The 18,587-nt window shown below is 51.3% G+C and carries 14 protein-coding genes; 10 read left to right on the top strand and 4 right to left on the bottom strand.

The window, feature by feature from the left end:
* Positions 1-200: 200 nt before the first annotated feature.
* Positions 201-1,139 carry a tyrosine-type recombinase/integrase gene (locus L1065_RS13195; RefSeq protein ID WP_237095972.1) on the top strand — a complete coding sequence of 313 codons (939 nt, stop codon included), beginning with the start codon at positions 201-203 and terminating at the stop codon, positions 1,137-1,139.
* Between the two features lie 130 nt (positions 1,140-1,269).
* On the opposite strand, the gene L1065_RS13190 is transcribed toward L1065_RS13195, so the two are convergent.
* Positions 1,270-2,193: a hypothetical protein gene (locus L1065_RS13190; RefSeq protein WP_237095971.1), complete on the bottom strand. Its 924-nt coding sequence runs from the start codon at positions 2,191-2,193 to the stop codon at positions 1,270-1,272.
* Positions 2,194-3,070: 877 nt separating this feature from the next.
* Here L1065_RS13190 and L1065_RS13185 point away from each other — a divergent pair.
* Positions 3,071-4,066 (top strand): hypothetical protein, encoded by a 996-nt coding sequence (locus L1065_RS13185; RefSeq protein WP_237095970.1) that lies wholly within the window; start codon positions 3,071-3,073, stop codon positions 4,064-4,066.
* Between the two features lie 152 nt (positions 4,067-4,218).
* Here L1065_RS13185 and L1065_RS13180 read toward each other — a convergent pair whose 3' ends face one another.
* Positions 4,219-5,508: a hypothetical protein gene (locus L1065_RS13180; RefSeq protein WP_237095969.1), complete on the bottom strand. Its 1,290-nt coding sequence runs from the start codon at positions 5,506-5,508 to the stop codon at positions 4,219-4,221.
* 99 nt (positions 5,509-5,607) lie between these two features.
* On the opposite strand from L1065_RS13180, the gene L1065_RS13175 reads away from it, so the two are divergent.
* The 7 genes from L1065_RS13175 to L1065_RS13145 all read left to right on the top strand — a co-directional run bounded on the left by L1065_RS13175 (position 5,608) and on the right by L1065_RS13145 (position 15,735).
* Positions 5,608-6,737, top strand: a protein-coding gene (locus L1065_RS13175; protein WP_237095968.1) for an IS3 family transposase whose coding sequence is annotated in 2 segments (ribosomal slippage) — positions 5,608-5,842 and positions 5,842-6,737 — 1,131 coding nt in all. Because the reading frame shifts where the segments join, the coding sequence is not laid out codon by codon here.
* Positions 6,738-7,134: 397 nt separating this feature from the next.
* Positions 7,135-8,265, top strand: coding sequence for an endonuclease/exonuclease/phosphatase family protein (locus L1065_RS13170; RefSeq protein ID WP_237095967.1), 1,131 nt, complete (start codon positions 7,135-7,137; stop codon positions 8,263-8,265).
* Positions 8,266-8,335: 70 nt separating this feature from the next.
* On the top strand, positions 8,336-9,541 hold the full coding sequence (locus L1065_RS13165; RefSeq protein ID WP_237095966.1) for a hypothetical protein: 1,206 nt from the start codon (positions 8,336-8,338) through the stop codon (positions 9,539-9,541).
* Positions 9,542-9,565: 24 nt separating this feature from the next.
* A complete protein-coding gene (locus tag L1065_RS13160) occupies positions 9,566-11,806 on the top strand; it encodes a hypothetical protein (protein WP_237095965.1) in 2,241 nt (746 codons plus the stop codon).
* A 66-nt stretch (positions 11,807-11,872) separates the two neighbouring features.
* A complete protein-coding gene (locus L1065_RS13155) occupies positions 11,873-12,982 on the top strand; it encodes a hypothetical protein (protein WP_237095964.1) in 1,110 nt (369 codons plus the stop codon).
* Positions 12,983-12,989: 7 nt separating this feature from the next.
* The gene (locus tag L1065_RS13150) at positions 12,990-14,681 is read left to right on the top strand and encodes a hypothetical protein (RefSeq protein ID WP_237095963.1); all 1,692 of its coding nucleotides are present in this window, start codon (positions 12,990-12,992) and stop codon (positions 14,679-14,681) included.
* A 94-nt stretch (positions 14,682-14,775) separates the two neighbouring features.
* Positions 14,776-15,735, top strand: coding sequence for an ImmA/IrrE family metallo-endopeptidase (locus L1065_RS13145; protein WP_237095962.1), 960 nt, complete (start codon positions 14,776-14,778; stop codon positions 15,733-15,735).
* A gap of 54 nt (positions 15,736-15,789) precedes the next feature.
* Here L1065_RS13145 and L1065_RS13140 read toward each other — a convergent pair whose 3' ends face one another.
* On the bottom strand, positions 15,790-16,656 hold the full coding sequence (locus tag L1065_RS13140; protein WP_237095961.1) for a 2OG-Fe dioxygenase family protein: 867 nt from the start codon (positions 16,654-16,656) through the stop codon (positions 15,790-15,792).
* Positions 16,657-16,703: 47 nt separating this feature from the next.
* On the opposite strand from L1065_RS13140, the gene L1065_RS13135 reads away from it, so the two are divergent.
* The gene (locus L1065_RS13135; protein WP_237095960.1) at positions 16,704-17,537 is read left to right on the top strand and encodes a hypothetical protein; all 834 of its coding nucleotides are present in this window, start codon (positions 16,704-16,706) and stop codon (positions 17,535-17,537) included.
* Here L1065_RS13135 and L1065_RS13130 read toward each other — a convergent pair.
* Entirely contained in the window at positions 17,521-18,585 is a 1,065-nt protein-coding gene (locus L1065_RS13130) for a hypothetical protein (protein ID WP_237095959.1), read from the bottom strand. The two genes, L1065_RS13135 and L1065_RS13130, sit on opposite strands and share 17 nt — an antisense overlap.
* Positions 18,586-18,587: the final 2 nt, after the last annotated feature.

The following is an 18,587-nucleotide window of genomic DNA, read 5'->3' as shown; positions in this document are numbered from 1 at the left end:
AGCGGCCAAAATGTCTGACCGCTTAGGTTAATATCCCTCGACAGCCTACAGTTGCAATAGCCATGAGTCACCATGCTTTGTAGCTTTTTTGATCTGTATCTGGCTGTTGCTAAAGCAATTTCCTTAGATACCTCTGCGCCCCAGATGGGGTTGAAAGCTGTTGCCAACTGATGGCGACCCCAAATCATTGAGGAGGGTGCATGACCAAAATCAACATCAAGGAATTCGAAGAGTACTGCCGAGAACAACTAGGGCTGAGCAATCATAGTTTGAGGGCCTACAGGCAGGATTTATCCGCTTTTGTGAAGTTTGAAGCCAAGGTTGGTCTTATTGATCAACCGACTGGACAAGATGTAATAGCGTTCCAAAAGGATCTCCGGGAGAAACAAGGGGCCAGTCCGTCAACCATCCGCAGACGCCTCATCACACTCCGGTCGTACTTCAAATGGCGGGAAGATATTTGTCCGAGCGATCGCTCACCATTCAATGGACTGCGGCTAGATCTCAAGATCCCAAAACGTCTCCCCCGCCCAGTGGATCGCTCAACCCTAAGCGCCTTGTTCCAATCAACGGAGCACATCATCGAACTTGATCCAAGGGCGAGGCCACAGGTCCCGAGCGAACTATCCGCTGCCAAAGTAACCGCCCTTATTGCGCGGCTTCTCGTCGTGACTGGTCTTAGAATTGGCGAACTGACAGAACTACGCGTGCAAGACGTGACCAGTGCCGCCACAAGGATACGCGTTCGCGGCAAAGGTGATAGAGAACGAATTGTTTATGTTGCCAACGATCGGTTGCAAAAGGATTTCAGGCATTACTGGCAATGCAAATTTGACACGCACGGATCACAGGCATGGCTGTTTGCAAACACCCATGGATCGCGTCTAACCGCGCAGGCATACAGAAAACGACTAAGGACCCTGTCACGTTCCCTTCGTATCGAACCGCATTTAACTCCCCACAGATTTAGGCACTCTGCCGCTACACTACTTATTGAAGAAGGAGTCGATATTCGTTTGGTCCAGAGGCTTCTAGGCCACGCAAGCATCGCTACCACAGAGATTTATACTAAGGTCACCGACAATTCGTTGAGTTCAGCGGTTGTTGCAGCGGATACCCTGGCGACGGTCGACGTGTAAGTTGCTTTGTGTCGCTACTTGAGCCGATGTAGCCGGCCGCATTTCCATTGGAGAATGCGGTCGTCCGGGTCCCCAAATGTTGGCGAAAGTGAAGAAGGGCTTCATGCTGTCTGGCGGATTCATTCTCATTCTACTTACGGCTGTCAAAATAGTCCGCAATCATCGCACAAACAGCAATCAAACCAACTACGCTTATTACCTGAATGTCGTTCTGATTGAGCCACTCAACGGACACATCGCCGATCTGTCCAAGGCTTAAAACACCCGATGCCTGAAGGTTCGAAACAGCTTGAATTCCGAGAAAGCCAAATACTAACGTAGATACGATCCGCCGGTAATAAGGCAGTCGCAATGTCCACCAAACAACACATGCAATAAAAAGTCCGACAACAAGCGATTGGAAACTCGGAGGACCAATAAATCCTGAAACTGGCGAAATGGCACTAACGAAGGCTGAAATCACACCGGCGGCTATCGCTGCAAGTATTTTGCCGTCAGCCTGGTTGTAAATGTGACGAACGACGAACGTCGCTCTTTCCCGAAAGCTCCCGTTCTCAACGATGTCTTCTCGAATTTTGGCTTGTTGCTCCCGGTCGTGTTCGGATGCGATGTCAACCGCACGGCTGAGGCGCTCCAAGAACTCATGAAGCAGAATTCGCATCTTCTTTCGCTCAGGATGTTGAGGAGGATCATCAAGGCCCATGAACTGCTTCGAGAACTCCTCGAGCTGCACGGCCTGCGCAGTTATGGTCTCAAGATCATCAATCTTTTCTGCAGCGGCTTGCAAAATACCATCATGGTCACGAAAGATTTGACAAGCCCCCAAGAAATACCTCTTGTATGTCTTGTTCACAATGAAGGTCATCTCGCCTTCAATTTGGTCCCAAATCTCATCCTTATTGTCAGTGACAAATAGCTGAAAGTGCAGGAAACAACGGTTCAACGCAGCGTAAATGTCCAGATTTGATATCTGGACATACTTGTCTGCAGTCAATGCTACTTCAAGCGCCTCCGCTGAAACACGGTGCAGTGTTTTGATGTCTTTGATTTTCATCGTACCTTCGTCACACCGAATTTCGATGTAACGCACCCCCGCCCCGTATCTTTTTTTCTTAGACTAACTAAGCTTCTGTCAGCCTTGCTTTAATCTCTTGCTCGCGCAGTCTAACGCGTTCTGCAACTTCGCATTTGTTTCCAAGGATGTCATCAAGTCTCTGGACATTTTCCTTTGCCTCGGCGCGAACTATCTTCCTAAATTTACTTATTAGTGGTCCCTTCCCAAATTCTTCCTTGGGAGGTCTGGCTGACTCAGCCATGCGTAGAATTATTTTATCTATCATCGTCATGCTAGGTTTGGTTTCAACTTCGATATAAGGATGGTCAGAGCCTGTACCAGAGGTAGGGCGTCAGTTCTTCAGCGTTACCGGCAAGAGCGGTTCGGCCATCAACTTCGGCGCACAGATCGGTGATCCCCCTTAGACACAAAAAATGCCCCGTTGGGGCCTTTGCGATCTTGACAATAATCTGATGCTCTCCGGAGACTTCCGAGGAGAACACCATTTCGAACGACGTAATTCAGCATAAACATTCTCCCAAAAACTCTCTAACAAATTGATAACTTAGTGTGTATGATGATAACATCCTCTTGGTTAATTTCTCGCGCCCAGAGCGATCTGTCGCTTTCGTTGCGTCGCCTGTCGGTAGAATGCAACTATCCACAGAGAAGATGCTACATATAGTGGCTGTGGATAGAATTATAACAACATGTAGAATGCCAAGCTTACTGTTTCCATGTTGACGTCAATGGCAGCAAGCAAACCAAGCTGCAAATATTGCTAATTGTTGCAATTCTTGCAGGGATGCTGCAAGATGCGCTAACTGGTGCAAGTTCCTTTTTCACCTGAGCAATATTTGAGGAATCGACGACTAAAATGGTTGGGAACTTATCAAGGCCGTGGGGACGAAGCAATGTTTCTCCACACGATTGGATATCCATACTGGACTTTGAACTTGAGCGTAAGGGCAGACAGAGTTCACTAGCTGAAAAGCAACAGTGGTTGGCCGCGCACGGTTACTATACCGAGAATACCGCTATCTCAAAGCTGCGGGCCGTTCACGAGTGCGATAGGATATTAAGCGCCAAGCAGGAAGCGATCATTGAGACCATCATACAAAATGTGTCCGTTCGAACTTGCATTCAGTATTTTGAGAACTTAACGTATCGAAGCTTCAAATTCTTCAATCCATCAGGAAACCCGCAAAAGCACACTGACTACTCCAGCCTTCCCCTGGGCGTCTATCAAGGAACAAGGTACTCCTTCTCAAGCCCTGGCAGACTGATACGTTCTGCTTTTCTATTTTACCAGAACCCTAGGAATCACGAACATGTCGCTGGTTATGCCGATAGCATTGCAGTGGGACGAGAGTCGGAAATCTCCAATGTCCTCCGCTTCAAAGAAGTTAGGCTGATCAAAGACAGATCAAAGGAGCAATATCAATTATTGATAGGCGGTTTCGTACTCTACAATCATGGATGTTTTTACCTCATCGGTGTCAGCATAGAGACGCCACCTGCGGTTACCGAGAAAAGGATCGAGATGTCTGACATCAGGCACATGCAAATGGTTTACTATATTTTGGATGATGATGATGATGCAAACGTTGTTCGCGGATTGAAGGTGACTGGCTTGCGGTACCAAAGAGATCCAGCGGCTGCCGTACTTCACCTTGAACGACGTACAGATTCAAAACTCAACGTCACCAATTGGGAGCAAGTTTACAAGGAACCTGGGTTGGAGATCGGTATGATCGATGTTCGCACTAAGAGCTCAGTAGTTCGTCCTGATTTATTGAAGTACAAAGAGTTACTAAATCCTAGTCCAGATGAATCCTATCAAATGGTCAGCGTGGGACGGTGGTTCGACTAATTCCTAGTTATCGTTACTGGACGTTATTTGACACTCTTTCGCCAAATCGCTGTTCGTTCAAGTCTGCGCTTATGGTCGCCGATGCTCTTGGTTCTCCGAAGAATGCGTGGCCAGACCCCAGTCATGGACTTTGCAGAAGAAAAAAAGCGAAGTTACGGCGTTGATCGTGGTTCAGGCTGAGCCAAAACCGCGCACACACCAAGGACGTGCCTCACTGCAAAAAGCCCGAACAGCAAGATTCCAACTGTCGCACCAAGCAAACAGTAAATCTGCAACGAAGCGAGACTGCCGAAGGTTTGTAACCTATAGAACAATAAGGCGAGCGCACCAATCGGTAGCAACACCGCGCTGCCAAGGCACTCCAGGGCACCGAACGGCAGCGCCAACGTCCACTGTTTCGAAGTACGAATACGCCACTCTGCTTGGATGCTTAGAGGAAGCCAAGAAAATACCTCAAAACTCTCACGACCCTTGGACACAATCCGTGACAGATGGGCTGTGTGAGCGCCGAAATAGTAGGACAGAGCAAATAGAATGATCGGGGACGCAAAAATCGTCAACGCCCCTGGCACATTTGTACCCAGTATTGACACGGACTGATTGGCCGGACTCGAACTTGCGATTTCGTTTTCCAATCGAAGCGACAAAACACCTAGCTTTTCACTGGCAAAGCTTGTCGGCGCAGATTGTAAGCCGGGAGCGAAGACGACTTCCACTCCATCGACCTGGACCAATCCTTCGTCAAAATCCTGCGCACCGAGCCATGTCAAAAACGACGTATCCTCTATCTCTACAATGTCGGCAAGAAAACTCGCGCTGAACGTCAGCACCCCACCCGTCCGAACTGCGTCCAAGAGTTCGAAATAGATCCCGACGATAACCTGCTGTCCTGGCAGGAAAGAATCTGCGGTGAAATCAAACTCATCCAAAGACACCCTGATTTCGTCTATACGGCGACCAGCTTGAGGATTTTCCGACAGAAAGGCATCAATTTCAGTCATCAAAAGATCTGTTTGCGGCACTGAGATTTGAACGTTTGCGCCAAGCGACAATCCATTGAGAGCATTCAACCCTACAATTGTTGCGTTTGACATCTCGGTGACGAGAAGATCCTCCAACAGAATGCGCCCTACGTGGATGGGTTCTGAAAACGCATCTCCAATTTGGTCCAACCCAAAAATCAAATGTCCTTTGTTCTCCAAAACCTGTCCGAGTTCCTCAGACAAGGGAACGAGGACCTCCTGGCGTTTTTTTTCGACCTTGGAGGATAAGAAAATACTGTAGCCAGTAAAATCGATGGCGGCCAAATCGTCTATGAGCTGCTTCCGAGCTGCTTTGTCTTCCGGCAAATTGATCGAAAGCGCAAAGACTATAGTCACGAGCGACACCGTCATGATCAAACGGTGCAACGTCCTTGTCGATTTGAGCGCGTCCTCAATCATCGTTTCTCACCCTTCAGTTCAATCATTCAAGCTATTTGGACCTGTCGCGGTTTGATGCCGCTCCTTTGATAGCATTTACTGCAACAAAGGAGACTGACTATGGGACTGAAACGGACGGACGAATTCCGGCAAGATGCGGTGCGTATCGCGCTGACAAGTGGGCTTACGCGCAAACAGGTGGCTGACGATCTAGGTGTCGGCATGTCGACGCTGAACAAATGGATCACTGCACATCGAGACACGGATGTGGTGTCAAAAGAAGATCTGAGCCTTGCCCAAGAGAATGACCGGTTGCGGCGTGAGAACCGCATTCTCAAGGAGGAGCGGGAAGTGTTAAAAAAGGCCACGGTGTTCTTTGCGAGCCAAAAACCGTGAGGTTTAAGTTCATTGAAGAACACCGAACAACGTTTTCTATTAATCTGATGTGCCGGGTTATGGCCGTCAGCCCGCGCGGTTTGCGGGCGCATCGCAGTCGCCCCGCTAGCCGCAGACAGCGCTCTGATATGGTCACACTGGCGCATATCAAAGAACAGTCTCGTCTCAGCCTGGGCAGTTATGGCCGACCACGCATGACCGAGGAGCTGAAAGAGATCGGCTTGGACGTTGGTCATCGCCGTGTGGGCCGTTTGATGCGCCAGAACGGCATATCCGTCATCAGAACCCGCAAATACAAGGCAACGACGGACAGCAATCATAAGTTTAATATCGCGCCGAACCTGTTGGATCGTGACTTCAACGCTGATGCGCCCAACCAAAAGCGGGCGGGCGATATCAGTTACATCTGGACGCGCGAAGGCTGGCTGTATCTTGCCATCATCTTGGACTTGCATTCACGACGCGTCATTGGCTGGGCGGTCAACAATCGCATGAAGCGTGACTTCGCGATCCGTGCGTTGAAGATGGCCATCGCCTTCCGATCACCGCCCAAAGGCTGCATTCATCATACGGATCGCGGGTCGCAATACTGTTCTCATGATTATCAGAAAATCCTGCGCCAGCACGGGTTCAAGGTATCGATGTCTGGCAAAGGTGATTGCTACGATAATGCGGCTGTTGAGACGTTCTTCAAGACGATCAAGGCAGAGCTGATCTGGCGGCATCCTTGGGAGACACGACGCAAGGCTGAGATGGCGATCTTCGAATACATAAACGGCTTTTACAATCCGCGCCGCCAACACTCAGCACTAGGCTGGAAAAGCCCTGTCGCTTTCGAACGGAAGGTAGCTTAAACGAGAACTTGGAGCGGCATTAAAGCGGGACAGGTCCAATTCCAATCGGGCATTTGAACGCATTGAGGGATCCCTTTTTCGAGCTTGAACTGGATATATGGTATGATGCAATCGTTGTCGTGATCCAGCGTGTCATTTCCCTCGGCAACCAGTCCAACATTGGCAGTCTGACCTTTAGCAAAATACATTGCGCTCTATTTCCCGAACTCCCAGTGTCTAGCGGGATTGCCACATTCAGTGCCTCAAAGCTACGGGGCTGCGGACGTCTTAACCTGACAAGATGCGCGCGACTTGCGTGAGATGACTCTTTTCACTCTTTAGTTGATCGAAATCCAATGTGGACTTACCCTTTTCATGTAAATTTTGATCTTCTTTTTTTTGATTTTGGGGGAACTTCATGAAAATTGGTACTTTTGCGCAGGCTTGCACAATTGCTCTTACGACCGCTCTCGCTGCTCCAGTACTCGCCGATGCACCACGCGTGATGACTTGGAACATAAATGGCGGCGAGCAAGATAAGGACGTTTTGGCAGGCAACGCGCGCGACATGATACTCGATATCGGTGATCTAGATATCCTCGTGCTCCAGGAGGTAATCTCGTCCGAACAAGTATCAGAAATCGCAGAAGAAATAGGTTTCGATCATTGGGCAATCAGTGACTTCTCACCGCCGATCGAGGTGACCGGGAAGTGGTTTGCTTCCTTGGAGGTTGCGATCTTGAGCCGCACACCATTTTCAAAGGTTGTCGAATGGGACACAACTGGACGACTTCCCACCGGCGATCCGTATGATCCGCGAGCATCGGACACGACAGTCCCGACAGAGTCGCTCGATCTAGAGTTGACCATAAGCGACGGCGAACGCCCCTCCCGCGGGTTTTTGAGGGTTGACCTCGATGGCGGGCTGTCAGTTTACGCAACGCACTGGAAATCCTCACGCGGCGCAAACGGTGATGAAGATCTGGAAAACGCGGCAAAGCGAGAGAACAATGCGCGTGGCATCGCTAAAGATGCATCCACCATCCTTGCGAACGGCGGTAGTGTAATCATCGCAGGGGATTTGAATATCCAACCAATCGGCAAGCATGATCGAGTTGGATCTGACCTAGCCATAGACTGTAAGCCCAGCCTGAACAATTGCGGTGATGGTGGAACGGATGGCTATGATGACAGCATGGCCATTCTTGCAGACTTGGAGAATGGATATCGGTTGCTGTCAGAAGAGGTTCAACCAACATACCTAGGTGGCAATTTCGGCCCTGGCGCTATTGATCACATAGCCGTCGCAGGCCCGTTGGCGGCATTCTTTGCCTTGGCTACCACAGTCTCTGTGTCTGGCAACTCCTATTTTGGATCGGATCACAGCCCCGTCTTTTCCGGCGTTGGGACAGACGGTGGTGCTATTCTTCGAACCAATGCGCTTGCTTCGGGGAGCGGCGAAGACCGCGACGCCAAGGTGCAGCGGTTGATCCAAGAGATTCGCGATCGTCTCGAGGTTCTGGAACAGATGTCATCGGAGAACCAATAGGTATCAAGACACTGGCTAAGAGTGCTGGCGACCGAATTTAATGTCGTTCTTCGGAATCGGGAGTTAAGCCATGGCGGATCATTTTTCCGAGGCTGATTGGCAAACGATAGAAGTACATTTAGACGCAAACACGAGTGCATATGGCCTGCCCGAAAGGCGGGCCAACTCCGTCGTCTTGATGAGCTGGAATATTCGCAAATTCGGCGTCTTTGAGGAGAACGGCACTACGAAGAAATCGGGAGGCGCATTTAATCTCATAACACGAGTGTGCGCGACTGCTGATCTCATAGCCCTTCAAGAAGTACTGAAGGACATGTCGAGCGTTTACCAATTGCTCAACCGCTTACGCGACATGGGTGATCCATGGGACATTGTGATCAGTGACGTGACGGGAATGGCGCCTGGCTATACGGGCATGGCGGAGCGCCACGCTTTCTTGTATCGGAGCGATCGCGTAAAGCGTGGTGAGCTCGCCTCGGACCTTTCTTTCGATCGATCTGCCGTTATTGAAAACAGCAATCATGCTCTGCGAAAACTCGTTCAAACCGAGATGGACTTTGCGGGCCAGCAAAGCTTCATGGCAAAGATCGCGAGCTGGCTCAGCGGACAGCAAAAGCTTGTTGGTGCGCGACTGAAGAGCTTCGTTCAGTTTATCCGGACGCCCCACATCGTAGAGTTTGTGATTGATGGGTCAGCAGGTTCGTATAGCTTCTATGTTGTCAATGCGCATCTGGTTTCGGGGGAGAGTAAGACGGAGCGCGAGCTTGAGTTCTTTGCTCTGCTGGAGTGGCTTCTTCTTGATAGCCCGACAACGGTCGCATCGGAGGGAAAGACGTTTTTGTTAATGGCGGATCTCAATTTGGACTTCGCCTCCAGTGTCGACAAACGGCGGGAAGCATTTGCCGACTACATGGCATCGATTAATGAGGAACGGAATTTGAAGGCCAAGGTGAATTTTCCATTTCTGGACGGTGGGTTTTTTACCAACGCACGCCGGGACGAGACCTTCGATCACATTGCGTGGATCACGACAGACCCGCGGCTTCCTCGGGGTCGTCATAACCCGCAAGCTGGCACCTTAGGCCATGATGAATACGACTACGGCATGTTTGATTTCGTGCAACTCTTCGCTGACGCCGGTCCCGGACAGCTCGCCGACGGCAGTCCCAATTATGGAAAGTACACCCATGACTTCACGGATCACATGCCGATTTGGGTACGCTTGCCTATCCCCCATGCTGGCCAAACTGACTTTTCGGTGGAAGTACCTGAATGACCGATCACCAACGGGGATGATGTGATGAAACTCATCTGGGACTATCGCGCGCAACTGGTCATTGTCGCCGTCTTCGTAGCCAGTCTGCATGTACCGCACCAGCTGAGGGACGTGATGCGCGCTGTAGTGATGGAGCCAGGTGCAAACTTTGTGCCCATCATCTTGGCCGGCTTCGCGTTATTCTTATTGAGCAACCGCCTCTTCACGACTTCAGAACAGGTCAGAGACCGCCGCGACGGGCCATTTGCGTGGTTTGCCGCGCTTGTAACGACCACACCATTGGTCGCACTCGCGTGGTGCTGCGTGCGCGGGGCGTGGGATGTGCCCGCGACGGGGGTAGACTACAGAAGCAGCCTCCTAGCGTTCAACATCTTAGGCTGGATGGGACTTGTTGCTGGCGCTGTGGTTTTTTGGTGGCTTCTAAAACGTACTCGATCAGAACCAGGCAAGATCGACTCTGAAGAACAAGTTTCGTTTTTCGCGCGCGCGGTATCCTATTTGTCCGGATTTCTCCTTGTCGTCTTTCTTATTGCGCCGTTTTTTGACGAGGTCTGGTTTGTCTCCATTGCTCAATGGACGGGACCGCTAGCGATATCTTGGTTTGCGCTTCTATTGTATTTGATAGCACTGTCGTGGCTCACAGAGACGGGGGAACGGTCTGGCGTCCCACTAGTGACCATTCTCGTTGAGGCGATCGTTCTCTTCCAGTGGCTTGGGTGGAACGACAACCATGACGTTCGCGAAATCGCCTCTGATAGTGAACCGCAAGAGCTCGAGGCCGCATTTCTCGCGTGGTATGAGGGACGCAAGGCGCTTGCGCCAGATCATCCAGTTCCGGTCGTGATTGTGGCGACCCAAGGTGGGGGCATTTATGCCGCACGCCACAGCGCGACGGTTTTGGCCCGCTTGCAAGATGATTGCCCAGCGTTCGCGCAGAACCTCTTTGCGATCAGCAGTGTCTCCGGTGGCAGTGTCGGCGCGGCCGTCTTTGCGGCGGCTGTAAGTGATTTGGACCCTGAGCTGAAAGTACCCAGTTGTGGTGAGGGTGGCGGCACGGCCTATCAGGACTATGTGGAAGCGGCTCTTTACCGGGATTTTTTGTCCCCAACATTGTGGCTTTGGCTGTTGCCCGAGATGATCCAGGTTCTGATCCCGTTTCCTGATATTGGCGCCTATGACCGGGCCCTCGGTTTGGAACATGGGCTTGAGAGTACTGCACATAAAGGATCAAGCTTTTACACCGATGGGGTTCTCGACAGTTGGTCGGCCAATAAAGCAGTGCCTGCCCTGTTTCTCAATACGGCTAGGACAAACACCGGACAGCAGCTCTATGTTTCACCTTTGACGCTGACCAAATTTCCTGGCTCCCAAACGCGGACGGACTCGCTCCACGAGTACCGTCAGGATCCTTTTGATCTCAGGGTCCGCACGGCGGCGGGTCTGAGTGCGAGATTTCCGGTCGTGTCCTCTGTCGGGCGGTTCACAGCAAGCGTTCGCAATGCCAATAATGAGCCTCTTGATCCCGCCAACCACACGCCAGCGCTTTACGATGAGGAACGGCTAGCGCTAGTCGATGGTGGCTTTGCGGACAACTCGGGCGGAGATACTGCATTACGTATCTTCCATCGAGTTGCTACACTAGTTGCTGAACATGCTCTCGATGTGAAGCTGGAAATCGTGTTTATCGGGGACGTTTCCTTTAGGTATACCGATCTCTTGCGATGGATAAACAGCATCACGGAGCTGAGCGAGATTGAGGACCCACGCTATTTTGCATTGATCCCAGCCGGTGGTGATCAAGATGATGGCGCTCATATTCTGACACCGGTTCTGGCCTTGAACAACGCGCGCTCGGACCGATCCCGCCTGGCGATTGAAGAGGCAACCGAAGTTAACAACCTTGTTGCCGAAATTGCTCGCAGCGTTTGCACGAGCCTATTTCCGGACGCTTCGGAAGGTGATGCGGACTTGCGCAGGTGCTTTGAGTTGCGGGGTCGCTTCTTTGCAGGACGCACCCCGATCTCCTATTCAGAGCCGCATGGCACGGTGCCATTGGGATGGATGCTCTCCAGATTGTCGGATGACAGAGTGGCAAAACTGCGCCTTGGGTCTGAATTTAACTACGATCTCTGCGGCGCACTTCCTGATCAGCAGCTCGATATCTTGCACGACTATGGTGAAACACTTCTCGCTGGATACGACCGACAGCAAAATGCCTGTCGGATGAATACGCTTCTCCGCAAGATGGATGTGATCAAGGACTAGCGACGTAGACTATCATCGTGCCAAAGCCCTGATGAAGGATGTCATTGTAATGAGTTGGCCAAAGACATGAACCAAGAAGCCAAAGACGATCGAGGCTATCTGGACATGGTTCCAGAGGTTTTTGGATTTGTGCAACACCTCATTTTACCATCGATCTGTGATGGGAATGCAGATGCCCGTATTTTGTTTCAATTTGAACAATCACGCAAATACAACGCTGGCGTTCGATGGCACCCGGGCGGTCAGTACCAGATTTATGTCAATGAAGGGATGGTCGATAAGCTCTATGAGTTCTGCAACATCTATGGTGGGCTGGAGAGCAGTTTCATGCGCCAGCACCTTGAAGAATTTGAAGCGCAAGGGGTGTCTTTCGATCAAGCCCTTGGGGTGAGTTTCACTGCAGGGCTGATCCAAGTGTTGATGCATGAATACTTCCATGTTGCCGCCGGGCATGTCGGGTATTTGCGAGAAGTCTATTGGCAAGATGATGAGCCAGAATTCTGCTTTTCAGAAAGCGATGCATCCGAGGATGACCCGGTCTATCTTGCCTTTCGCAAGATGGCGGAACTAGAAGCAGATGGTGCCGCAACGGCGCTCATGCTGCAGTTTGCCGAGGATATTCTCGAAGGTCTGGATATAAGTTTCGCATCAGGCGAAACGCGCCAGGATCTTCTGCACCGGGCAATCCTCCTAGGGTGCTTTGGGGCCGTTTGCTTGATCAACGGCCTTTTTGAGAAGTCGGTCCATGCCAGCGAGGAATATCCTTTCCCCGCAACGCGTCTGATCAACTTATGCAGCAGTTATTTCAGGGTGGTCGCACCGGATCTCGTGCGCTGGAAAGATGGTGACTATAAGGTGCGACACGTTGAGGATGATGATGCGAGCGAGATCACAGACGTGATGCAAGCATCTGTCTCACGCGCGCTCTTCATTTTGCATGACGCCTTGGAGGCCCATGGAACTAAATCAGAGCTTCTGGTTGAGGGTTGGATGGATCGACCTGATGAAACCACGGATTTCATGCACGATGTTCTGATGGTGCTTGGTGGCAGCACGCCCTCGAAATCCGTTCACGGCAGAGAACTTAGCGCACTGTCGGAGCTTCACGCAGACATGATGCGTAAGCTCGCGCCGCATCGCGAATTAGACCTCTGGCCCATGACCGAGAACGGATGACGATCTCATGAAAAGTAAGGAGCCTTCTTCAGATACGGCAACACGCAGCCAACTTTTGATGTCAGTGACCAAACGCGAGATGTCGCGCGGCAGCTATAGTCCGAGTTCCACCAATCGCGAGATCGCCTTTGGCAGCAAGTCTAGTGCTGAACTCAATGAAATGGTGTCTTTCCATGAAAGCCATCATGCGTTCCTAAATGCCAGCACGACTTTTGGCATTGCCATGGTTTATTGCGGCGCATTGGTTGAAATGAATGAGAAACCGTTCATGGCGCTGATGAGCGATATGATTGATCGCTCGATCGTCACACACGAGACGTTTGCGACTGTGAGGGGGCTTCTGACAGCGAGCTACGGAGATATTTCTGCGCCGCTTCTGAAAGACTTCCCATCTTACCAGGTTCATCTTGATCGGTTTGTAGACAAGTTTGAACCTGCTGTGGGGATCGGACTTGCTAACATGGCGCTGAGCAATGCAGCCCGCATCGCGATGCAAACGCCGATTTACAAGTGGCTGCTGGAGACGCCCTGCGAACGCTGGCACGACCTGCCTCTGGAGAGCTGGAACGATCCTGATCAGCGGTTTAACACGCTCCTTAGGCGCGGTGTCATTAGAGACGCCAAGGAGGCGATGCGCCAAGTCCTTGCCCAATCTGAAAGTCCCTTAAAGGTCTTTTCAGAACAAGATGCAGACTTCAAAGCCGAGTGGGATGCTTTGTCAAAGGCGGCACCCGAGGATTTTATCCCCGCCGAGCTTGCAGCGTTGGAGGTGTTTGCCGCTGCCCTGAAAGAAGCCGGGCATCACCCGGCAGGCTACGATGATCAAAGACAGCAATTGGCCGAGCTGACGGAAAAGATCCAGTCAGCCCTGGGACCGGACAGCAATCAGCAGTTCATGACTCCCAAAGAGGGGGAGGACTATGAAGCCGTCATTGGCGATTTTCGCCGCGAGATCCTCTCGCTACGGGATGTCGGTCTGCCTCTGTTTGTGACTGATCTTGAAGAACAGGACCCGAAGGTCATCGAGGCTTTCATTCATAAGGGCAGTCAGGGAAACCACCTGCAATTTGCATCCATGCCTTTGGATAAAGCGGCAAAGGTCTTTCAGATCGCGGAAAACTGCGCCGCCTTAAGACGCCTGTCCGACGAAAATATTTCGGGGTTTCGCCGATTGGCACATGCGCCAGAGGGCGGGTTTCGCGTGGAGTGGCTCGCGGTCAGCGAGGATGAGGCGCATCGCTTGGTCGAGAACATCCAGAATGTCTCGATTTACAAGACGGTCTCCCTCATAACCACTCGGGATGACGTCTGGCTGTCAGATTGGCAGGAGCCGGCTCGCTTTTTGAAAGGCCATGTAGGGATAGTCATTGATGACGATCCAATAGCTTTGATGGACATTTTGGCGGTTGAAGGCGATCGGGTTCACGTGGTTGGCTACCGCATGAACATGCCGGTTCAAAACCAGGGCAACATCATTCTCGATCTCATTGCATTCAAAGCGGCAAAGGAGCCCGACCGACTTTATTTCAGCCCATGCACCTCTTCATTGCGAACCGCGATCCTGAAGCTCGCGTCGGATCGCGGAGCTCCGTTTAAGATTGAAACAGAGCTAAGCGGAGCAGACCAGAAGTTCTTGGCTGACACACTCTTTAACCTTCTCCAAGAAGAAGGGCGATTTGGTGCCGCGTTTTGGGTCTAGCAGTATTGGCAGTGCGATGTTTGGTCTAAAGTCACACAGGTTCGAGCGCTTTACGAAGAGAGCACTACAAGAGTTGACAGCTTACAGTCGGACTTTGAAGGGAGAGTTTCAATTTCCTAAGGGTAGAGGCTTAACAGTTGAGATCCTCAACAAACGCGATGTAAATGCATCTGCGGCCATTTCACCTGACCAATCAGCTTATGTCATTCGCCTGCATATCGGTCTTTTTGTATGGGCATATGGGATATCAGCAGCCGCTACGGCCATGTATGAGAGTGAGTTTGACACGTCAGGTGAGCGGACAATCACGCTCTCTAAGTATCGTCATCATTCCTCTTCCAGGTATGTCGAAGAACAACTGGCGAGAGCCGATGCAGAACTTGATCAGCTGCAAGATGGATATGCTGAAACGCTGTTTCAGCTGATCTTACTCACAGTGTTCGCGCATGAGCTAGCACACATTGTTCGCGGCCACGTGGACGATCTTCACGACAGGTCTGGCGGAGTACAATCCTTCTTAGACGAGCTGATGATGACTTCGGACACAGCCCCATTGCAACAAGGGCGTATCCGCGCGTATGAATATGATGCGGATCGGTTCGCCGCGGGACTGCTCTTCGAACTGGCAAACGATCCACCAGACATTCTCGAGAGATGGTGCCGCAACACGCCAACGGAAAACCTATCGGTGGTGTTGTTCGCTAACGCTTTATTCAATGCCGCCGTGTACGAAACGCAGACGCAGAACCGGCAAGTCAAATCTATCTATCCGTCACCAATGTTGCGCTATTCAACAGCTGTATCGCAAATGAAACGGGCTCACATTGACCGGTTTGGCGAGGACGGCTTTGAAGAAGAAGTGCTGCAGAAATCAATGGGCATGTTGTCTGTGCATGAGGCAATCTTCCCTGTCATCGACCATTTTCGGTTGTTTAACCGTCCTGAGGCGCTTGTCGCTTTACGCAGTGAGAGCGAAGCTGTGATTACTGACTTCGAAGATGTGCAAGAGGATCTCAGGAAGTTGGTGTTTCCGCCGCAAAAGTCTGAGGTGTAACCAAAAAGCCCGGTCACCTTGGGTGCCGGGCTTTGGGTTGATGTGGGTTGGCTGTTACCGACCGACGGGCTGGAAGCGGATCAGGAGAACGTCGCGATATGCGGGCTTTCCTGCGCTCCAATTCTCGCCGGGCTCCAACATCAGCGGTGTCACCTGGTGAAGAACCTCGGCGTCGCGGACGAACAGAATGTCACCGACACGCAGATCCATTTGGACCAGAGGACGTCTGTCGAGATCGTAGATCCGGGACAATCCACCGACGATGTTTTCGGTGCGATGCAGAACCGCAATCGCGCCATCAACAAGGTCTTGATGCGGTGCCACAGGGCTCGGCCAGGCTGGCGTCTCAATCGTCGGCTCGTAGCGGATCGCTGACAACTGAACTTGGTAGAGCTGTTCCTCAGAGGACTTCTCAAAACCCCAGGCATGGAACACCGCGCGAAGTAGTTTCTCCGTCACCGGATTATGCAAGAACGCGTCATCCAGCTGCTCGAACTCGCGGATCGCACCTCCCTCTTCCGGGTTGAGCTCCTTTGGCAGCGAGTAGGTAGTGCGGTCCTGCCATGAGAACGTGTCACGGATATAAGCACCCCAACGGGTCTTCCGGGCAAGCTTGTTTTTGGCATTCTTGCCTCGTTTGCAGGATGCGTATTCCGCCTGCTGCACGCTCTGGAACTCATCTGCACAGATGGGATCGAAGCGGGCTACTTGAAAGCCATCCTGAGCCAACCCAACGGGCTTCAGCAGACGCACCGGCGTGTCGCTCGCCGCCAAGATCGCAGCTTGGCTAACGCAGCCTTTGCAGGCTGCACAAGACTTGTTCGCCGCTGTGTTTGCTGTACTGTTCAATAAGGTCGTCATGTTGTCTTTTCCTCTTTCTTGTTTCGGATGAGGAAGAGATAGCGAATTGAAATCATTCAAATAATGAGAGTAAATGACAGCAAAACTGTCATTCAGAAAACATCATCATGGCCGAACGAAAGATCCATTGCCTTATGCTTCGTCAGAAGCTTCAGGTCTACTATCAACACGATTTTCCGGAAGTGGTTGGCCTGACACCACTGAAGAATAACGCGCACCTTGCCGAGGAACTCGAAATCGATACGGGCGCTCTGTCAAATCACCTCAATGGCCGCAAAGACGGAAGAGAGGAGCGTCTTCCACCAAAACATCTGGATTGGTTAGTTGATCAATTGATGATGGCTACAGAAGGCAGGCTAAGCCGTAGCGAGGCCATGGATACGTGGCGTTATGCATCCGTATCAGGGTTTGAGTATCACCTCCGAAACAAGCCACCGACAGGTATAATGGCCGCTTTGATGGAACAAACGCCGGCGATTGAAGTCAACATCACCGAGGCGCCTGCCACGATGGATTTAAACATGTTCGAAGAAAACTATGAGCCGTTGCCGGAGGAACGCATCATTGAAGTTGGTGAAAGAATTCGTATTGAGATCGAGACACGAGAAGATAACTGCCTCGTGATACTCTCCCGAGCTCCAAAGGCATGGGTGTGGCTGTCTCCAAGTAAGCATCATGCGGGACCGACAATCGGTGGTGTGGAGTTTATCCCTCCGGGAGTTGGCCTCGGACTTGAGACGCGAGGTCCCTACACGATCATCGCAATCGAGCTTGAGGGGCAGGCAACACCCTATTTACGCGACCGCAACACGCCACCCACAATGCGAGACCATATGGAAAGGCTTTTGGAAGAGGAACTGCGCAGCGGCCGTAAGTGGCGTTGGGGTGAAGCGGCATTCTTTGCAGAAGAGGCCGAAAAGATGACTAACCCCACTCAATAAAAGCATACTTGGATGCCTCTTTTCCACGCTCGTATTGATAGCTCTTTAAGGTTCGGGAATGGTCGTTCGCCATCTCAATACCTTCATCGGTGATGGAGCTCGACGAAATGAGATCAAGCGATAACAAGACCGCATTCATCTCATCAAATCGCGCCTGAAGCATGTCCTGAGACAACTCGACATCGAAAGAGCGGTTTTGCTGCATGATTTGGTAGATGAAGTCTCTCGTATATAACGCACGCACTAAAGGATCGGGATGTGACGCGTGCAAGCGCAGACGCACTTCTTGTCCGCGAACATAAGCGAACAGACCGTAGAGTGCTGTAACAGCGAGCGATATAGTGTTCTCGGCGACTATATCTTCTGGTCCAAAGACGGCGCGCGTGCGTTCATTGACTTTGGCGTCCTCTATCAACTCCTCGATGATGTGGGTTGTGAGATACGCACCGACGGAGTCCGCCTGATACTCCTGCAGTTGTTGGAGATCAGTGTCTCCGGTTTCAGCATCTTTCAACATGCGAAACTCAGCATGGGCAGCGCGTTGCCCACGTTTTTCTAGATCTTTCAGATGCCCACCGAGTATGTGGCCAAGCTCGTGAAGGAACATGAATGACGTCGCTATATCGGCCAATGTGTAGGACGCAAAAGCCCGGATTTTGTTGGTCTTTATGAGCCAGTTTCTGGTATCAGACAGATCTTTGGCCTTTACGGCAAAAGGGATGTCGTAGCTGACGTCTCCTGTGCCTTCGCTGCTAAGCCAAGGCAAATTACCGGGATCACTAAGAAGCTTGTCGAAGAAAACCATCAAAAGGACCGGGACTGCATTTGATAACTGTATGAGATATCGATCTTCGTTCATTTCAACCGAGGCGTTGAAAGCGCCATCTGCCACAAAGACGACATCGATTGATTTGTTATCTAGACCATAGATAGATTGGATTTGGAGAGCCAACGATCCAAACCGCTTCTGAATCGTCTGATACTGCGCACGAATTCCGTCGTCCTGGATTGCGTCGATATCGTATTCATTTAGTTGGTTATTGGTCACTG

The sequence above is a fragment of the Nereida sp. MMG025 genome, assembly GCF_021654165.1.
Classification (GTDB): Bacteria; Pseudomonadota; Alphaproteobacteria; order Rhodobacterales; family Rhodobacteraceae; genus Nereida.
The sequence above is the reverse complement of the archived record's forward strand: the minus strand, read 5'-3'. Positions and strand labels throughout refer to the sequence as shown.